The organism is Staphylococcus schleiferi (genome assembly GCF_025558325.1).
Classification (GTDB): Bacteria; Bacillota; Bacilli; order Staphylococcales; family Staphylococcaceae; genus Staphylococcus; species Staphylococcus schleiferi.
Genome location: NZ_CP094712.1, coordinates 2,429,167 through 2,447,113 on the forward strand (window position 1 = coordinate 2,429,167; position 17,947 = coordinate 2,447,113).

At 37.2% G+C, this 17,947-nt stretch carries 18 protein-coding genes; 5 read left to right on the plus strand and 13 right to left on the minus strand.

The window, feature by feature from the left end; translation table 11 throughout:
* Nucleotides 1-2: 2 nt before the first annotated feature.
* From MUA40_RS11550 to MUA40_RS11600, 11 genes are all read right to left on the minus strand, one after another.
* Nucleotides 3-743, minus strand: coding sequence for an ABC transporter ATP-binding protein (locus tag MUA40_RS11550; protein ID WP_016425634.1), 741 nt, complete (start codon nt 741-743; stop codon nt 3-5).
* On the minus strand, nt 737-1,555 hold the full coding sequence (gene cntD, locus MUA40_RS11555; RefSeq protein ID WP_167732965.1) for a staphylopine uptake ABC transporter ATP-binding protein CntD: 819 nt from the start codon (nt 1,553-1,555) through the stop codon (nt 737-739). Before cntD ends, MUA40_RS11550 begins: the two co-directional genes overlap by 7 nt.
* The gene (gene cntC / locus MUA40_RS11560) at nt 1,555-2,418 is read right to left on the minus strand and encodes a staphylopine uptake ABC transporter permease subunit CntC (RefSeq protein WP_016425636.1); all 864 of its coding nucleotides are present in this window, start codon (nt 2,416-2,418) and stop codon (nt 1,555-1,557) included. Before cntC ends, cntD begins: the two co-directional genes overlap by 1 nt.
* Before the next feature lies 1 nt (nt 2,419).
* Nucleotides 2,420-3,352, minus strand: coding sequence for a nickel/cobalt ABC transporter permease (gene opp1B, locus MUA40_RS11565; RefSeq protein WP_016425637.1), 933 nt, complete (start codon nt 3,350-3,352; stop codon nt 2,420-2,422).
* Nucleotides 3,353-3,365: 13 nt separating this feature from the next.
* Nucleotides 3,366-4,964 carry a staphylopine-dependent metal ABC transporter substrate-binding lipoprotein gene (gene cntA, locus MUA40_RS11570; RefSeq protein ID WP_016425638.1) on the minus strand — a complete coding sequence of 533 codons (1,599 nt, stop codon included), beginning with the start codon at nt 4,962-4,964 and terminating at the stop codon, nt 3,366-3,368.
* A gap of 143 nt (nt 4,965-5,107) precedes the next feature.
* Nucleotides 5,108-6,400 carry a staphylopine biosynthesis dehydrogenase gene (gene cntM / locus MUA40_RS11575; protein ID WP_016425639.1) on the minus strand — a complete coding sequence of 431 codons (1,293 nt, stop codon included), beginning with the start codon at nt 6,398-6,400 and terminating at the stop codon, nt 5,108-5,110.
* A complete protein-coding gene (gene cntL, locus MUA40_RS11580; protein ID WP_016425640.1) occupies nt 6,400-7,221 on the minus strand; it encodes a staphylopine biosynthesis enzyme CntL in 822 nt (273 codons plus the stop codon). The genes cntM and cntL overlap by 1 nt, the downstream gene beginning before the upstream one ends.
* A gap of 10 nt (nt 7,222-7,231) precedes the next feature.
* A complete protein-coding gene (gene cntK, locus MUA40_RS11585; protein WP_016425641.1) occupies nt 7,232-8,041 on the minus strand; it encodes a histidine racemase CntK in 810 nt (269 codons plus the stop codon).
* 319 nt (nt 8,042-8,360) lie between these two features.
* Complete coding sequence (locus MUA40_RS11590) at nt 8,361-9,065, minus strand: hypothetical protein (protein ID WP_016425642.1); 705 nt, start codon at nt 9,063-9,065, stop codon at nt 8,361-8,363.
* Between the two features lie 207 nt (nt 9,066-9,272).
* On the minus strand, nt 9,273-10,679 hold the full coding sequence (locus tag MUA40_RS11595) for an LPXTG cell wall anchor domain-containing protein (RefSeq protein WP_262569608.1): 1,407 nt from the start codon (nt 10,677-10,679) through the stop codon (nt 9,273-9,275).
* Nucleotides 10,680-10,809: 130 nt separating this feature from the next.
* A complete protein-coding gene (locus MUA40_RS11600) occupies nt 10,810-11,433 on the minus strand; it encodes a hypothetical protein (protein ID WP_194369068.1) in 624 nt (207 codons plus the stop codon).
* A gap of 242 nt (nt 11,434-11,675) precedes the next feature.
* Here MUA40_RS11600 and MUA40_RS11605 point away from each other — a divergent pair, with 242 nt between their 5' ends.
* Complete coding sequence (locus tag MUA40_RS11605) at nt 11,676-11,879, plus strand: TM2 domain-containing protein (RefSeq protein ID WP_262569610.1); 204 nt, start codon at nt 11,676-11,678, stop codon at nt 11,877-11,879.
* Between the two features lie 97 nt (nt 11,880-11,976).
* A complete protein-coding gene (locus MUA40_RS11610; protein WP_016425645.1) occupies nt 11,977-12,366 on the plus strand; it encodes a DUF488 domain-containing protein in 390 nt (129 codons plus the stop codon).
* Nucleotides 12,367-12,397: 31 nt separating this feature from the next.
* Here MUA40_RS11610 and MUA40_RS11615 read toward each other — a convergent pair whose 3' ends face one another.
* Entirely contained in the window at nt 12,398-13,540 is a 1,143-nt protein-coding gene (locus MUA40_RS11615) for an MFS transporter (RefSeq protein ID WP_016425646.1), read from the minus strand.
* Nucleotides 13,541-13,891: 351 nt separating this feature from the next.
* Here MUA40_RS11615 and MUA40_RS11620 point away from each other — a divergent pair, with 351 nt between their 5' ends.
* Nucleotides 13,892-14,467 carry a hypothetical protein gene (locus MUA40_RS11620; protein WP_167732963.1) on the plus strand — a complete coding sequence of 192 codons (576 nt, stop codon included), beginning with the start codon at nt 13,892-13,894 and terminating at the stop codon, nt 14,465-14,467.
* Nucleotides 14,468-14,720: 253 nt separating this feature from the next.
* Here MUA40_RS11620 and lip read toward each other — a convergent pair whose 3' ends face one another.
* The gene (gene lip / locus MUA40_RS11625) at nt 14,721-16,811 is read right to left on the minus strand and encodes a YSIRK-targeted triacylglycerol lipase (protein ID WP_126496491.1); all 2,091 of its coding nucleotides are present in this window, start codon (nt 16,809-16,811) and stop codon (nt 14,721-14,723) included.
* Between the two features lie 356 nt (nt 16,812-17,167).
* On the opposite strand from lip, the gene MUA40_RS11630 reads away from it, so the two are divergent.
* The gene (locus MUA40_RS11630) at nt 17,168-17,353 is read left to right on the plus strand and encodes a hypothetical protein (protein ID WP_016425649.1); all 186 of its coding nucleotides are present in this window, start codon (nt 17,168-17,170) and stop codon (nt 17,351-17,353) included.
* Between the two features lie 9 nt (nt 17,354-17,362).
* On the plus strand, nt 17,363-17,815 hold the full coding sequence (locus tag MUA40_RS11635; protein ID WP_016425650.1) for a 2-thiouracil desulfurase family protein: 453 nt from the start codon (nt 17,363-17,365) through the stop codon (nt 17,813-17,815).
* Nucleotides 17,816-17,947: the final 132 nt, after the last annotated feature.

Consider the following 17,947-nt stretch of genomic DNA (forward strand, 5'->3'; position numbering starts at 1 on the left):
TCCTAGTTCATAAATTGTTTTGCAAAAAGTTCGCGTGTATACGCGTGTTGCACATTGTTTAATGTATCACGATTCAATCGCTCTTGAATCTGTCCATCGTTAAAAATCACTAAATCTTCACATAGATATACAGCTGCTTGTATATCATGTGTAATAAAAATAAAGCTCAATTGATGAACATCCCTTAAATGAATTAACAAATCTAAAATCTGTGATTGAATTGACATATCTAATGCACTGATTGCTTCGTCCAAAACAATATAATCGGGCTTCGTGCTAATCGCTCTCGCAATGGCAACGCGTTGTGCCTCTCCTCCAGACATCATTTGTGGGTATTTATCAAGATATTGCGCATCTAGGCCAACACTTTTTAATAAATCGACCATATACGCCTCTTTATCGCTTACAGGTGATTCACATTGCCGTAACGCTTCTCTTAAAATTTGCCTCACATTGAAGTACGGGTGTAAAGATGATTTATAATCTTGGAAAACAACACTCATTTTACCCAATCTAACTTGGCGGTGACAGACATCACGGCCATTGAGTAATACTTTTCCACTATCTGGTTTTTCAATGCCTAAAATCATGCGTGCTAAAGTGGATTTCCCACTCCCACTTTCACCAATGATTGCAATACTTTGTCCTTTATCGCATTTAAGGCTAACAGATTTTACAATTTGACGCTTACGTCGTCTTTCACCACTACGATATGATTTCGTTACATTTTGAACTTCTAACATGTCATATCACCTCTTAGCGCCTTAAAATGCTTTGAAACGCGATCTCGTGCCGCAATTAAAAACTGCGTATACTCATGTTGCGGTTGATTAAAAATTTGTTCCGCAGGCCCAGACTCAACGACATCTCCATGACGCATAACAAGGACCGTATCGGCAATACTTTTAACCACTGCTAAGTCATGCGAAACAAAAAGCATGGCACAGCCAATTTTTTCTTTAATTTCGCGTAGTTCTTCAATGACTTCATACTGCGTAATTGCATCTAAAGCTGTTGTAGGCTCATCAGCAATAATCATATCCGGTTTGAGTGCAAGGGCAAGAATAATCATCAGCCGTTGCAACATGCCGCCAGACAATTGATGGGGATAAGATTTTAAAATACGGTTAAAATCTCTTAACCCCAACATGTCAAAATAATGTTTTAACGTGGCTGTTTGCTCTTTTTTAGACATTTTTCGATGCTGTTGCAACATCATTTTCATTTGTGTCCCAACCGTGAAAGTCGGATTAAATGCCGTCCCGCCCTGTTGCATAATCATCGCAATACGTCGACCTCTTATTTTTCGAAGTTCCTGTTCGGAGGCTTGATGAAGATTTTGATCTTGGAAAGTAACTTGGCCACTCATTCGTATATTTCGATTATTGATACCTAATAAAGCTTTACACGTAACCGATTTTCCACTCCCACTCTCACCGATAATCGCGATGACCTCGCCGCGATGTAACGTAAAATTACAGTGGTGGACTAAGACATCGTTTGTGTTGTCATCAATTAATGTTAAGTCTTCTACATGCATCACAGTATCTTGCATTATATCCACCCTTTCTTAATCCGTTGCTTCATTTGTTGTTTAGACAACTTAGGATCGATTGCAATTTGTAATGCATCAGATAAAAAGTTGACAGCTAATACGATAATAATAATCGTAATACCTGGTGCAAACATAAGCTCTGGGTGACTGAACATGACTTTTCGTGCTTCATTCATCATCATGCCCCATTCCGCAGTAGGCGCCTTGACACCTAATCCTAAAAATGAAAATCCGGAAATTTGTAATATCATGGATACCATTGAACTTGTTGAAATAATCGCAATATCTGCTAAAGTTCGTGGCAAAATATGGGTCGCAATAATACGACTGTGTGATAAACCAATTGTCCGTGCAAATTTCACATCATCTGAGTCTCTATACTGCATAACACTCGTCCGAATGATACGGCAAAACCATGCCCAACGTGTCACAATGAGCGCTACGATAATACTTTTCAAACCAATGCCCAGCACGCCGATGAGTGCTAACGTCATGACATAGGTTGGAAACGATAGCATGATGTCGCAAGCACGCATAATGATCGCATCAACCCACTTACCGAAGTAACCTGAAATGAAGCCTAAAACCGTGCCTATGAATACTGAACATATAAGTGCAAATAAAACTAAAATAAAGCTCGGTCGAATCGCGAAAATAATACGCGTTAAAATATCACGACCTAAATGATCTGTACCGAGCCAATGTGCGAATGACATTCCTGCAAATTTATTATCAATATCAACTTCATTCGGCGGATAAGGTGTGACAAAAGGTGCAAAAACGCCGAGCAATAAATACATAGCGATAATTGCCAATGCCCATTTTGCGCCTGTATCTTTTAATAACCTTTGAAAGACAATCATATTAGCCTTCCTCCCTTAACCTTGGATTCAGCCACATATTGATGACATCTGCAAGTGTATTAAAAAGTATAAATAAGACAGAAACAACAAGCACATAAGCTTGGATAATTGGAAAGTCTTGTTCAAGTACGGCTTTCACGCTTAACTGCCCCATACCCGGCCATGCAAAGACATTCTCTATCACGACCGAACCACCTAAAATCAATGGTATAGACATACAAAAGATAGAGACAACGACTTGCATCGCATTACGTGCAACATACAGCAAAAGTTTAGATGTCGGTACACCCATTGCACGCATATATAAGACATAATCTTGATCCAATTGTTGAATAACGGCACTGCGCACATTTCTAAAATATATCCCTGTATATCCTAACGTAATCACAAGTACGGGTAGGATATAACTTTCTGGTCCTGTCAATCCTGATGTTGGAAGTATGTTTAGTTTGACCGAAACAAAAATAATTAAAATCGCTGCAAGCCAATATGAAGGGATTGCAGTTAAAACAAATGCTGTACTTCGTGTGACACGGTCGAACCATGTCCCACGAAATAAAGCAGTTAAAATACCAAGTAACATAGATAATAGAATAATGACTACACTTGATACGAGTGTTAATTTAAGCGTGTTAAAAAATGCTGGCCATAATCTTAAACTCACATCTTCGCCGGTCACAAAACTATGACCAAACTTTAACTGTACTGCCGATTTGAACCACTCCCAGTATTGAACAATAAAGGGGTCATTTAGCCCATATTTTTCACGTGTTTGCTCAATCAAACTTTGTGAAATATTTGGAACTTCTTGTGCATGTAAAATAACTACAGCTGGATCTTCATTCGACAAATGGGTTAAAGCAAATGTGAGAAAGCTAATCACAATTAACAATGGTACGGTCAGTAACAAACGTTTGATTACACTGTATACCATACATTAAGCATCCTTATTTATATTCCATTTGCTCAAATGGTAATTCATATTGTGATTGTTTGAATGAGATATCTTTTAAATCTTTAGGTGCAACAACTGTCATACCACCATGAGAAATCGGAATGAAAATCGCTTCGTCATGAACAGTTGTTAAAATATCTTTATATTTTTCTTTTTGCGTTGTAGCATCTTGTGTTGATAATGCTGTATCAATATCATCGAATAATTTTGATTTTTCTTTAATACCAGAAACTGCTGATTTGTAACCTGTATCTGCTTTAAATGCAGAGATTGTACTTTGTGGGTCATATTGTAAGCCCCAAGTTTGGTTGAATAATAAGTCATAATCACCTGAAGTACGGCGTTCAGCAACTTTATCAGAAGTTTCGCCTACAATTTTCAATTGCATACCGATATCTTTTGCTTTCGCTTGGATAAATTCAGCTTCTTGTTTTTGTGAACTTGAGTGATTGTCATAATATAAGTTCATTTCTAGTTTTTTACCGTCTTTTTCACGCACTTCGCCTTTTTTAGATTGTTTCCAACCAGCTTCGTCTAATAGACTTTCAGCTTTTTTCAAATCAAATTCACGTTTTGGTAAATCGATATTCGCATGTGGCACGTTTTTTGAGAATAATTGTGATGCAGGTTTTTCAGTTTTATCTAGGATTTTTTCTGAAATTCGTTTTTGGTCTACACTATGCCATAATGCTTCACGAACTGCTTTGTCTTGTGCAGGGCTGTCTTTTTTACCTGTGTTTGCAACAATCATTTTAGTGTTCATTGGTTTACTACGTTTCAATTGGTAGTCGCCTTCGTCCACTAATTTTTTCATTGCTTCATTATCTACGTTGTCAGTTCCGCGGTCATCTGTAAATGCAAAGTTAACTTCACCTTTTTGAAGGGCTAAGAATGATGTTTCACCTGCTGGTAACACTTTCGCAACGATTGATTTTAATTTAGGTTGTCCACCCCAGTAATCATCATTACGTTCGAATTTAGCTTGTTCGTCTTTTTCATGTGATTTTAACTTATAAGGACCTGTACCTACATAAGATTTCAAACCATCTTTCGTACCGCCATCTTTAAAAGCTTTTGGTGATACAAATACAAATGGACGTGTCATTGCTAATTCTTCTAAAGTTGCATTGTAAGGTTCTTTCAATTTTAATACGAATGTATAATCATCTTTTGCTTCTGTTTTATCAATTAAAGTAGAAACTTTAATCCAAGAGTGTAACTTTTTATTGGCTTGAACAGCGTCAAAATTCTTTTTAACAGCTTCTGCATCAAATTTTGTACCATCATGGAATTTTACGCCTTCACGTAAATGGAATGTATAAGTTTTACCGTCTTTAGAGACGTCCCATGATTTGGCTAATAAAGGTTCAATCCCTTTTTGTGTATGATCAACTAATGATTCATAAACCATACCTTGTGCTGACATAGAACCACCATAGACGTGTGGATTCATATCTCCAATATCTTTAGATGTTGCATATGTAAGATTTTTCTCCTCTTTTTTCTCATCTAATGCCTTTGAACTCCCACAAGCTGATAAAACAAGTAACAAGGCCATACATAAAGTCAGCCACTTCAAAGTCTTTTTCATAATCTTTTTCCTCTCTTTTCTCCGTGACCCTTGTTTTGGGTATTATGAAGTTTATATTTAGTTATCATTAAATAGACACACAGTGATTCAATGTAGGCATCTCTCTATGTAACCATTCGAGACCCATAATAAGAAAGCCTATTTTAGTGCGGCGATAATTGCGATTCAATGCATGCAATATCATGCGCAAAATCTTGCACTTTAAACTGTGCTGAAAAACTATCGTTCGGATGATTGGCTTGAAATGCTTCTAACTGTGCTTCATATCGATACATAAAGGTGTCCATCATAGGTGTGTTAATTTTGAGCACACGTGCAATTCCGCGCATGATTTGTGTTCGATAGTAATCTTCACTCGGCATACGTGGAATTTGCCATTCCCCTGATCCATTTTGAAAGACATGCTTAAATGGAACGGCAGAAAAATCAAAATATTTACCCGCCGCATCCGGTTTTGAAAATGGATCAATCAGAATACCTGTATAACGTACATATAAAAGATACTCTTGCTCCACTGGTGATAATGTTTCAAATGCTTCGATTTTTGAAGCATCGATTGTTTCTTCACGAAGTGGATAATTTTCTTTCACCATAAATTTCAATAAATTCAAAGTTTCAATATTCATTTTCTGCAAAATATGCATCACTTCTTGCCACATTAAGCGCATTTCCGTGATACATTTCATCGTTATTGGTCCTTCTGGGAACAATTTGTAAACAAAAAACGGCACATCGGTACCTTGAAACACCGCTTTAAGTGCGTGCATATTCATAAATAATGCAGGATGGACATAGAGCGAGCTATTGCGTGACTCCGCTTGAAGTGGATGTTCCACCACTGTTACTGGCACGCCAATTTGAGTCATTAATGCGACCATTTCCTGGAAAGTTTGAGTATTTGATTGAGTTGAGCCGATATAAAGACGTTTCTTCAACCCTTTAGTGATTACGCGGTGCGGTTGATCTACATCTGTCACACCCGTATCTCCTAAATAAGTTGAAAATGAAATAACTTCAATATTCGGTTGGTACGCTTGCAATTGCTGTTTCACAATCATATGCGATCCAAATGTTGGTGAAATAAGCACAACACTTTTCAATTGCGTTAAAACACGTTCCGAAATCTGAGATAATACTTCACTATACGCATCCGCTGTACAAGCAAGGACGAGCACATCATATTGCTTTTGAATGTCATGATAACTTTCATAGACGTTGGCTAACGTTGCTTCTCCAGCTAATTGTTGATGCGCTTCATTTTGAACAGAAACTTCAACTTTTTGCGTTTGTTGATAAGCCTCAATGAATTTGCGTGATTTCTCTGATTGTAAACTTCGGCTTGCCATCGCAATCTGATTATCTGAATATTGATCAAACAATACCGCCAGTTGAATCGCCACAGGACCTGTTCCTGCTATCAATACTGACTTTGACATTACGATGCGCCCCTTTCATTTGCTTTTTGATAAAGTGCAATATCAAAAATCTGATCGGGTTGCGTAATATCAGCCACACATGTCCAATGCTGTGAATATGTGTCCTGTTTTGGATAGTTAAAGATAGATTTTAAGTCATTTCCATAACGCATAGAAACAACAACATCTCGATTTGTTAACTCATAAAGCTCTGCAAGAATGTCATATTTCATTTTAACTGTAGAGCTGAAAATGATATGCGTCACATCTCGAATCGCCTCTAACTCATTCACATTTTTACGATGGATCTCAATAGCTTCATTCGGCGCTAAGATTTCAATCACTTTTTGGCCATAGTTTACGGCATCTTCATCAATATCGATACCAATCACATTAGCACCTGTTTCTTGTGCAATCTGAACGAGCGTCATCGGATACGCGCCAGAACCTACGAGTAATACCGTATCTTCCGGTTTAATTTCAAACTGGCCAAATTCTTCTACAATACAGTGCTCTATATTTTCAAAATAGCCTGATGAACCTGCATTTCCTGATATTAATCGACGTGCACGTGTGGATTCCATTAGTTTCACGCAACGTGAAGTAATCTCCGCTAATACGTGAATCAACTGTGTATTAGATTCTGGATGTGTATACCACTGTTGATATACTTGTGCTTGTTGCTCATCAAGAATATAAGCACTGTAATCATCAACCAATTGTTCTAAATCGCATACTGCCTGTTCGCTTGCTTGTGCTTTTTCGTATAATTGCTCGAATTGTTGCGCATAGTTTTCTAACTGCGCTTCAAATTGTTTAATCTCTTGTTGCATGTCGATCATGGTTCTCTCCTTATTCTAAGTATGCTAATCCCGTTGCAACTGTAGAAACATGACCCTTTATGGAAATTTCATAGCCCTCATCTTGTCGACGAGTTGAAACAGATAATGCGCCACCTGGCTGCAAAATCTCCTCTTCAATATGTGAACTGTGTCGGCGATATGCTTCATAAACGCCCACTGAACCTGTTCCAGAACCACAGCTCTGCTCCCAAATGATACTGTCAACTTGAGGTATGTATATCAGTGGATGCAAACGTCGTTGATGTGCTTCATATAGCATAATACCGATTGCAGTGAAATGCTCCGGCCATTGATGTTGACGCACAAATTTTTCAACTGATATTGCCAAACGATCTGACCATACTGAAATCGGACAGACAAAATGTTGATATGTATCATATTGAATTTCTAAACCATCAAAAATAACGTCATCAATCGTATATTGTTTCTCAAGTATTTCCGTCGGTCCAGGTAACGCGACTTCATATTGTCCTGTCTCTTCATAAAAAGCACACTTCGTCGGTTCGCTCAAACCTGAAACTTGAAGTTCAAATGAAGAAGAAGGTAATAGATCTCGCGTTTTCAAATAATGAATAAATGACAAAGTGCCATTACCACAAAATTCTTGTCCGCTCATAACAAGTTGATGTGGAATATCACCTTTGGCATCAACAATAAACCCAACTTGTTCACACCCCACGTGTGATGTTTGCATTAATTGCTGCGCTATACCCGCATATTCTGAAGGATCATGAGTAGAATCTACCAATACTGTCATATTTCCAGATGGATTAAATTTCGAAAAATGAACGATTTCCAAATGTATTCAATCTCCTTTTAAAATAAATATGCTTTGTTACAAATCGTAATCATAACGATTTAAAAATATCCTACTCTCTTCTTTTTAAATTGTCAACAATGATAATCATTATCGATTTAAATGTTTATAAAAAAAGAACCATAAAACGACAATTACTTGACATTTTATGATTTCCTTTAATAATATTTAATTTATTATTTTAAAATTACATTTAACTTATGCGTCATTGAATAAGATGAACTTATTATAATAAGGAAGTAATACGTCACATCATCGTGCAGACGTTTCATTTTTAACGCATAACGGCTCATCTGATTTCTCACTGGCTGATTGACATCTTTGTCGTAATGTTGTGTAAACGTGGGTCATTATGATGTGCTTCATATAACGGAAGCAGCGGCATTGCTTTACCTGAACTTAATAACATTTGATAATCGATGAATGCACTTTGTGTGCCGCCAATAAATAAAGTATTTGGACTTACACCAACAATCGTCACAAAATTCCCTTTAGGTGGCGACACCATATAAAACTGCATGCCTTCAGGTGCATTGGGCACTTGAATGGTAGGCGTCACTTGTAAATGATTTACAGTTCTTGATTCCGTTCCAGCTGCTCCCACATGTTCATACGTTCCTTGATTGATTTCTGTTGCTGTGATTGTATAGCGGGCCGCATCTTCCACAAAGAATGCGAGCGCAATTTTCGTTTTAAGATCAACCCGGTCTAAGTCAGACGGCTTCGGTTCCGATTGGGGTTTCGTTTCATCTTTCTTTTCTTGTTGAACTTTTTCATGATGTTCCTTGTCACTTTCGCTTAATGATTGTGCAACTTCTTTCTTATCTTTTGGTACTTCTTTCTTACTCGATTGTTGTTGATCTGTTGTCGTCTCTTTTTCTTGCGTAGCCGGTTCAGAAGTTTGAGGCTCGGCTTTGTTTGCTTTTTCTTCCTTTTGATGATTGTCCTCACTGCATCCTGTTAAAATGACTAATAATGTTATACATGTTGTAATTAATTTTTTCATTCTGATACCTCACTTTATAAGCGGTGCGCTATACAATTATAAATATATCAAATAAAACCAAATATACAATATGCCGTTATCTTTTTTAACACTTCTTTCCAAAAACAATGAAAGCGAGACAGAAATCAATTTGATTCCATTGTCCCGCTTTCATACACAAAGCTTTAATAAAGACTTATATCTTCCCGTTAAGTTGCTACTCTGTGATTAACGTGTATGTTTTTGTTGCTTGCGTCGTTTGTATACCAATAATGATAAGCCTGAAGCGATTAATAATAGAGACCATAATGTAGGCGCCTTTTCTTGACCTGTCTCTGGTAATACAGATACAGATTTAGGCTCAGCCTTGTCTATATGTGGTTTAACTAAATAATCAACAGGTGTTGTTGGCATTGTAGATTGAAGTTGTAAACCGTTCACATGGCCCATACTTCCTTTTTCATGATGGACTAACTTTAATGTTGCTAAATGCTGGCTGTAAGGAACCATGTCTTCCATACCTTGTGTATACTCAGGCGCTGTAGATACCGATGCATCTGCCGCTTGTTTGTGCTCACCTTGACCTTGTACGGACACAGGTGTCACGTTTTCAGGCATTGTTGTTTTTGTAACTGAAGTCGCTTGCGTCATTTTAGGTGTTTCAGCGCTTGCTTGGTGTTGTTCAGAGGCATCACGCTTTTGTTCCGCTTTAACAGCTGGGCTTGCGTCACTTTTATCAGTTTCTTTTGTCGTTTCATGTTGTACTGCAGCTTGCGTATCTTGTTTCACTTCTTCTTGTTGTGCTTCTTCGTGCTGCTTTGTTGCTTCTTCTACTTTAGGTGCCACGACTTCGTTAGCCGGTTTAAAACTGCGAATTTCAAAAATATCGTCGTCTTCATCTGAATAGTCATCAAATACTTCATCATCCATGATTTCATCAATATCAACAGGTTCAATATATTTTTGAATTTCAGCTAACGCTTTTTGTGTCGTTGGGTCTACTACAGTTAATGTCAATGTTTCACCATTGTACATACGATAGCCCGCTTCTTTAATATTGAAAGTAAACTTACCTTCTTGATCTGCTTGAAGCGTCGGGAAGTGTCTGTATTCGCCTAAGTTTGAATCAATTCGAATAAGCGCATTTGCATATTTCTTACGACCTGTCATCTCTTTTGTGCCTTCTAAGATTAACTTGTCTTCACCACGAATCGCTGTTTCAATAACATCTCCAAAAATGTCATTAATTTCAATCGCTTCATCTACATCTTTTAATTCTTTTACAGGTTCAATCGCATTATGATCAAATAATGTATGAGCTTTTTCAACCGCTTCAAATGGCTCTGTTAAAACATTAAACACAAATGAAGGCATTGTGTCTTGTTCATTATCTGATTTAAAAGAAAGTGACACGAGGTCCCCTTTTTTCAATGAATAAGATTTATCGAAAAGACGATTGAATTCGAATTCAAAAAAGCCTTTAGGATCAATAAATTTCCAAACGCCGTCGTAACGTGTTTCATACGCTTCTTTACTCAATTGTTCAAGCGTTGAAGTTGAATCCCCTAAATTAATAAACTTGCCGTTAATCGCAAGTGCAACTTTGCCCTTAACTGACGTATGCCCTTTAACCACACCTGTACCTTCTAAAATAGGTTCAATCCAGACTTGGTGTCGACCGTTAATTTGAGGAATACGTGTTTCTGGAATTTCGTATGCTTTTTCATATCTAGGTGTTGTATACGAAGCTTTAGGACCTTCGCCTTCAGCATCTACATAGTAATCCTTCTAGTGATAAATCACTTTCTTCGTGATTTCCTGCTGTTACCTCTTCTTTTTCTTCTGAATCTACCGCGTGTGTTGTAGTATCTTGCTCTGCTTCCTGAGGCACCGCTGTTGTTTCTTCATCAGAAGCTTCCAATGCTTCTTCATCATCTTCTAAAGCATCTAAGTCTAGAGGTTCTGTTGCTTCAACATCTACTTTTTGGTTATAAACGATTTTTCGCCCATTTAAATCATACGTAAATTTCCCGTTCTCATCAGACACCACTTCTTTAAATTCATCTTCAAGATTAACAACATCTTTATTATCAATTTTAAGTGAAATTGCTTTGTTAGGTTGTGTGTAGCCTGAAACTTGTGTGTCGCCCGGGCGCACTTCATCTAAATGGATAAAACTTTCATTTTCCGCTTGTTCTGATTCAGTATTTTCTTCCACTTGTTGATTGTCATTCACTTGTTTCTCATCAACAGAGACGGCTGATGCTTCTTGAGCCGTTGTATCTTCTGAAGCTTCCGCTGTACCATTTGAAATCACAAAAATTGCTGCCGCTGCTGTAGAAACTAAACCGATCTTCATTTTTCTTAATTTATAATTTTCCTTTAACATCTTTAACCTCTCTACTAGAAAAAATCATTACTGCTTAACTTTAATATACTAAAGAAATAAATCATATTAACTGAATATTAACTAGAACTTAAAAATGTATAATAGCAATGGAAAACAATTTTATTCTTTAAATCAACTATTTAAAATAATGCATTATTTATTGTAGTTTTATATTGCACGAAATAGTCATCTCACAAATCTATTCACATTTTGTTGTATAATTACAATGAGGTGATAAAACAATGAAAGTCAATAAATGGATTTACGCTATACTCGCGATTGTTCTAGGAGGTTTAGGCGTTCACAAATTCTATTCGCATAAAATCGGACTCGGGATCTTATATGCTCTATTTTCTTGGACAGGCATACCCGGCCTAATTGGTATTATCGAAGGTATCCTTGTATTACTCAAAACACCATATGAAACAAACGAAATTATTGTATAACACTCGCAAATATTCTAATGTACTCAAGAAGTGATTCGGGTAGAATGTATCTTGCTTTCTGCCCATGGCCTTTCAACATTTCAAAAGGAGGATTCTCGTGACTGTTAAGATTGAACGTATCTATACAAAAGCGCAAGAAAATAACGCTGTCCGTGTGTTAGTCGACCGTGTATGGCCAAGAGGGATTTCTAAAGCAGATGCAAATTTAGATTATTGGTTAAAAGAGATTGGTCCGACCTCTCAATTAAGAAAATGGTTTCATCATGATCCTGAACGTTTTGCCACATTTAAAGATCAATATTTAAAAGAACTCCAAACACTGGATGAACAACGCGCCGCATTTGCAGAATTACAGGAAATCGTATGTCAAAATGAGCATGTGGTATTACTTTATGCAGCCAAAGATACCGAGCACAATCACGCTATTCTTCTACAAAACTGGATCAATCATCCACCCCGATCTCTTAAAAATAAAAACCAATCTTAGAGATTGTCCTCTACAAGATTGGTTTTTGTATTTATGACACAACTTTGAAGCGATACCATATTAATCCGATTAAAGCAGAAGTTGCACATGAGACAAACAATAAGAGAATAAGATGATGGGCTATTAATCCTCCACCAATCCATGCCCCTAAAGTAATTCCTACATACATCGCAGTCTGATTCCACGCCATAATACTTCCCGAAAAAGTAGCATTCCGTTTCGAGATAAACGATTGATACGCTGAGAAAAACAAGTAACCACTGAAAGCCCATAACGTGAGAGACGGAAATAATATTAAGGGATGTGTAACGGTCAATCCTACAACAACAAGTAGTATAGCTAAACCGGTCATGCCTATCTTGATAACGCGATTATTACCCAGACGATCTGAAAACCATCCCCCAGAAACACTTCCGATTAAGGCGCCTATTCCGTAAAATGTAAAGGCAACACTCGTCATGAGGCTAGACAAACCTGTCTCGCTTTTAAAAATTTCACCGAGAAATGTATAGACACCATAGACAGCTAAAGCCCAAAACGTAGTAACAAGTACATCACGAATCATACCTTTAAATTGCTCGAAATGCAGTGACCGATGTGATTGCGCACGCATATGCCCTGGTAAAGCAAAGCCATTTAGAGCACTTAATGCCAATGTCCCTATTGCTAAAATAATAAATACGGTTCGCCAGTTCGTAATGTTGCCAATTAAATTCCCTATAGGTGCACCCACCCATATCTCTGTTAGAAAACCAGAAGTCGCTATAGAAAGATATAAGCCGTTTTTATTTTTAGGCGCTAAATCACCTGTAAGTGCAAAAACAGAAGAAGTAATCATAGCTGCAGCCCCACCTGCCCAGACACGACTTAAAACGAGCACAAAATACGAACTTGCGATAAAAGTAAGCCCATTCGCAAAAGAGAATAAAATAAGCCCGATAACGATATTTTTCTTTTTGCCCCATCGATCGGCTAAAACACCAAATAGCGGTGCCATAACCGCATACATAACGGCGAACGAGGTAACAATCCAACTGGCTTGTTGTGCAGATATATTAAATTCACGAAGCATATTCGGGAGTAACGGTGATACCACGAATAAATCGGTACCCACTAAAAAGAGCGTCAACCATGCGAGACTTAAGCGTAATTGACTACGAACTTCATTGTACATATTCATACCTTCTTCAATTGTTTTTCATTCATTACTTTAAGTCTATGGCTAAAACCACACACCTTCAATATGAAAGCCGCTTTACACACCCTATAAACACGTATGAATCACCCTATTTTTTAATTGTATTCTTAAAATGTCACTCCGTTATTCTATGTACATCCTTACTTTTACACCCCCTACATGTTTCTTATCACTTTATTGGACAATCCTATCGAGGGCATGTATCTTTAAAATAAAATATGATCAATTTATAAGCCACTTTTATGTAAAAAATTCCTTTGAAATAAGACAAATCGCACGCACTCATTTCTTTCCTATATGACAATAACGGATAAAGGAGACATGTTTATGTATTTATTAGAATTACATCAATTTAATACTAAGCAAGTAGTCGGATTGTTTGAAACTGAAGCGGATGTTAAATCGTGGCTTCATTCAGTAGAGGGCATCAAAGTGGATAAAGAAGTTTTAGATGAGGTCACTTTTGAAAATTACTATTTAGACTACAATGACCTTCCTAAATATCAAGAAGTGTATTGGCAGGAAAGTCAATATATTCTCAGTCGATATACTTTCACATCCGATGGGGGTGACATTATAGCCGTGTGGAACCCAATAGAAGTCATATCAGATGTCCACGGTCGTGTATCAGGTCAAACGAGAGTGGGGGCATATGTTATCGATAATGATGAGGTAGAGTCTTATATTAACGCATTTGAAGAAATGAAAGCTTATCTTATTGATTATTTTAAACAAGCCCATCATGATGTAGGTGTATATGGTCAAGAATCTGAAGATGGCGCATATTTAGAAGTGGACGGCCGATTTTACGGTCATTTAGAAGGTTATTTAGTCGATGAATGGCAAAACAAAACATCAAAAGCCGCCTTCATCGAGACCCACTTTGAAGAACAACAGGACTAAGTTTTTAAAAATAGCCGTCAAAAAAGAAAGTGGAGGCACCTTCTATTTCATATAGAAAGTCGCCTCCAAATCTTTAGCTAAATGCTTTGTAAAAAAAGCTTCGCGCCTCGTTGCTTTTTAAACACCAAATTGGATTAACATACTTTTTCATTGAGAAGTGAGACATCCTTCCCTCTTACAAGGGCCCTCCGTTTCACTTTACACCTAGTGCTTAAGAAAACAATTGATGCGCATCATCTAAATAAAATTTTCTTTATGATGATTTACCGTCTAATGCTTCGACACCTAACAGGTTATTTACGATTCCCATATAGAAGTTCGCTAACTCTGCACCTGTGCGTTTGAAGTCAAATACATCATTACCAATAAAGTCTGTATGATCCCAGCCTTGCATAACAGGTCTCACTTGCCAAATCCCTTTTCTTGTACCCGGATCGTCTGTTGAAATATCTACATACGCTTGGTTTGTTGGATGAAGTGAAGAAATAACTGGCACAACACCATCATTTTTACGCCATTCTACATTTGCATCATGACCTACAATTGTGCTTGTAATGTCCATCAACGGAAATACGCTTGTATTTGGATTTTCATTACCAAGAGGTCCCGGATGAGAAGCCACACCTGTATATGTAGTATAAGTGATATTTGGATTCAAATCTGTCATCGCATTAAGTTTAGCAGCCCCTTCAAGAGTTAAATCATACGCTGCATTGTCTGTTGTTGTCCAAATGCGACTGTTGCTCACACGTTTAATATAATCAATACGGCTTTCCCCTGGTTTTTGTTTAAGACCCCATTGTGTCAAACCTAAATCCAATGTTGAGTTTTTATTTCCTGTAAAACGGTTCAACGCAAACATGATATTTCTTACAATATCCGTATTAGCTATTTTATCTGCAGCTTGTGAACCATTATGTGGTGTGGCAAGCGTTGTAATTGATGCAATCATATTATCTTGTCCACCTAAGAACAATGGAGAAATTTCGCCGCCATGTTTTTTATAGTAATCAATCTCTTCTTGGTTACCATTTCTTAAAAATTGTTCCATTAAACGGATTGTTTGACCACCCATACTATGACCAATTAAATGAATTTTTTTACCGGGTGCCCAGTCAGGCATAATGCCTTTGTATGTTTTACCATAACGTTCATGTCCATATTTTGCTGCATGCGCTGCACCGTAGTCCACGCGTCCACCTTTAATATAGTAGTACAATTCTACTGCGCGATCATAGTTACTACCAAAAGCCCCAACGCTTGCTTGATAAATATCGTAGCCTTTATTTTTCAAATCACTGACCACATTATATTTATTGCCGCCCCAATAATTTGGAATTAAAAATGGAATCGTATTATCGCCGACTAGTCCTAAAAATCCATGAACTAAAACAATAGGATACTTATTCACATGTTGGGCTTGACCCACTTGAGGTGCATGCGGTTTTTGCGCATCAGCTACTGGCGCCGGTGTTGAAGTGCGTGCTACTGGCCGACTTTGAGGAACAGCTTTAGCTTTATTTTCATTTTTATCAACTGGGGACGCCTGAGTCACATCTTTAAAGTCTGATTTTGCTTTTTTATTATCAACCTGTGTCGCTGGTTGTTTGTCTTTTCCATTATTATGAGCATCAACATCTGTTTTAGGTAGAACGTTTTGTGCAGTTTGCTGATCTTGATTTTGCGTTGTTATATCTGAATTAGATTTATCTTGATCTTGCACAAGTGCGCGTGGTGCTTGATTAGAGGCTGTTGCATGTTGGGTGTCGTTGTTCTTATTAGTGACCACATTTGTTGCGTTGTCATCATTTCCCGGGTGATTGTCATTAACTTCTGTATTTTTGTCTGTCGCTGTTGCATCTGGTTTAGTATTATGTGCTGGTTCAATTGGTGTCAGAGGGATTTCTTTGTTAGATTGTCGATCTGTTAAAGATGCTGCATGTGACGCGTCGGCAACCTTGTCGATATGACCTTGATGAGTGTTTGTATGATCTTGTTGTTCAGCCGGAGTTAGCTCAGGTGCCGGTTGAACTGTTGGCTTAGCTGCATTTGATTGCGTTAATTCTGCTGGTTTAACATTTGGCTGTTGATCTGGCTGTTGATTTGTTGCTGGTTGTAATTTTTCTGCAGGAATTTCTTTTTTTGTTACGCCGTTAACATCATTAGGGGTTGATTGCTCACCTTTTTGAACCACTGCCGCAGGTACATGATTTCCATTTGTGACTTGTTCAGCTGCTTGTGCATCATGCGTACTCACAAAAAACGTTGTAGCCGCTAAAACAGAGACAACACCAATAGAATACTTTCTAATAGAATAGCGTTTATTACCTTGATTATTTTCCACTTTACCACCTCAAATGTTTTTCATCCCACATTTAAGATTGAATAACTGATATTCATAATATAACATCATTTATCGCAACTTTTGTTTCATTATGATAAAATTGTTGTAAAGTTTGTTTGTTTATATTTTTGATAAAAATTTTCTAAAACACTCTCGTTAATGTTATTTTTTTGTGTTACTGTTTATTTGTTTATACAAAATATTTGTAATATGGTTCATGTTATAATGACAACAAACGGCTACCTTATTAATTGTGATCAAGCGTAACAAACAACCTAAAAATAAACTTTTAAATGCCTTAATATTCACGACTTATTTAAACCGTCATTCAATTTTTCGAGGAAGGAGAAAAACATATGCATCAAACATTATCCATTCACCACATCATCAATATAGTACTGATGATTGCCCTCATTGTTATAAATATCTCAAACATGCATATGTTACCACTTACTGTCGTCATCGCTGTTATATTTATCGTAAATACAATTTTATTGATTAGAAAAAGCAACAAAAACACAAAGAAAAAAGATCGAAAATGAGGTGCTGCCATGATTTTAATAAGCGCCTGTTTAGCTGGTGAAAACGTGCGATACGATGGAGGAAACAGAGGAAACACAACGCTTAAAAACTTAGTAGATAAAGGGATCGCACGAACGATTTGCCCCGAAATTTTAGCAGGACTATCTATACCAAGAGCAGCTGCGGAAATTGTCGGTGGAGATGGGCATGATGTATTGCATCAAAAAGCCAAAATTATTGATTTACATGGAAATGACGTCACTGAAGATTATGTAAGAGGTGCAAAAATAGCATTAAATATATGTAAAGCATTAAATTGTCGCACTTTAATTTTAAAGTCTGACAGTCCCACTTGTGGCTTAAACACCATTTATTCTGGCGCTTTTGATGGAACTAAAAAAAGCGGTGACGGTGTGTTTACAGCGCTTTTAAAAGTCAATGGAATAGAAGTTTATGACGAAACGTATTACGAACTCACTTAATTTGAAAGCAACTTTAAAACGCTGCGTTTCAAGATTTTGCCCTTTAAAATAGACCTAAAAATAAAAAATGACAAGAGATAACTGAATGATGCTTATCCTATAATAAGCTGTTTGTAATCCAAGTTATTCTTG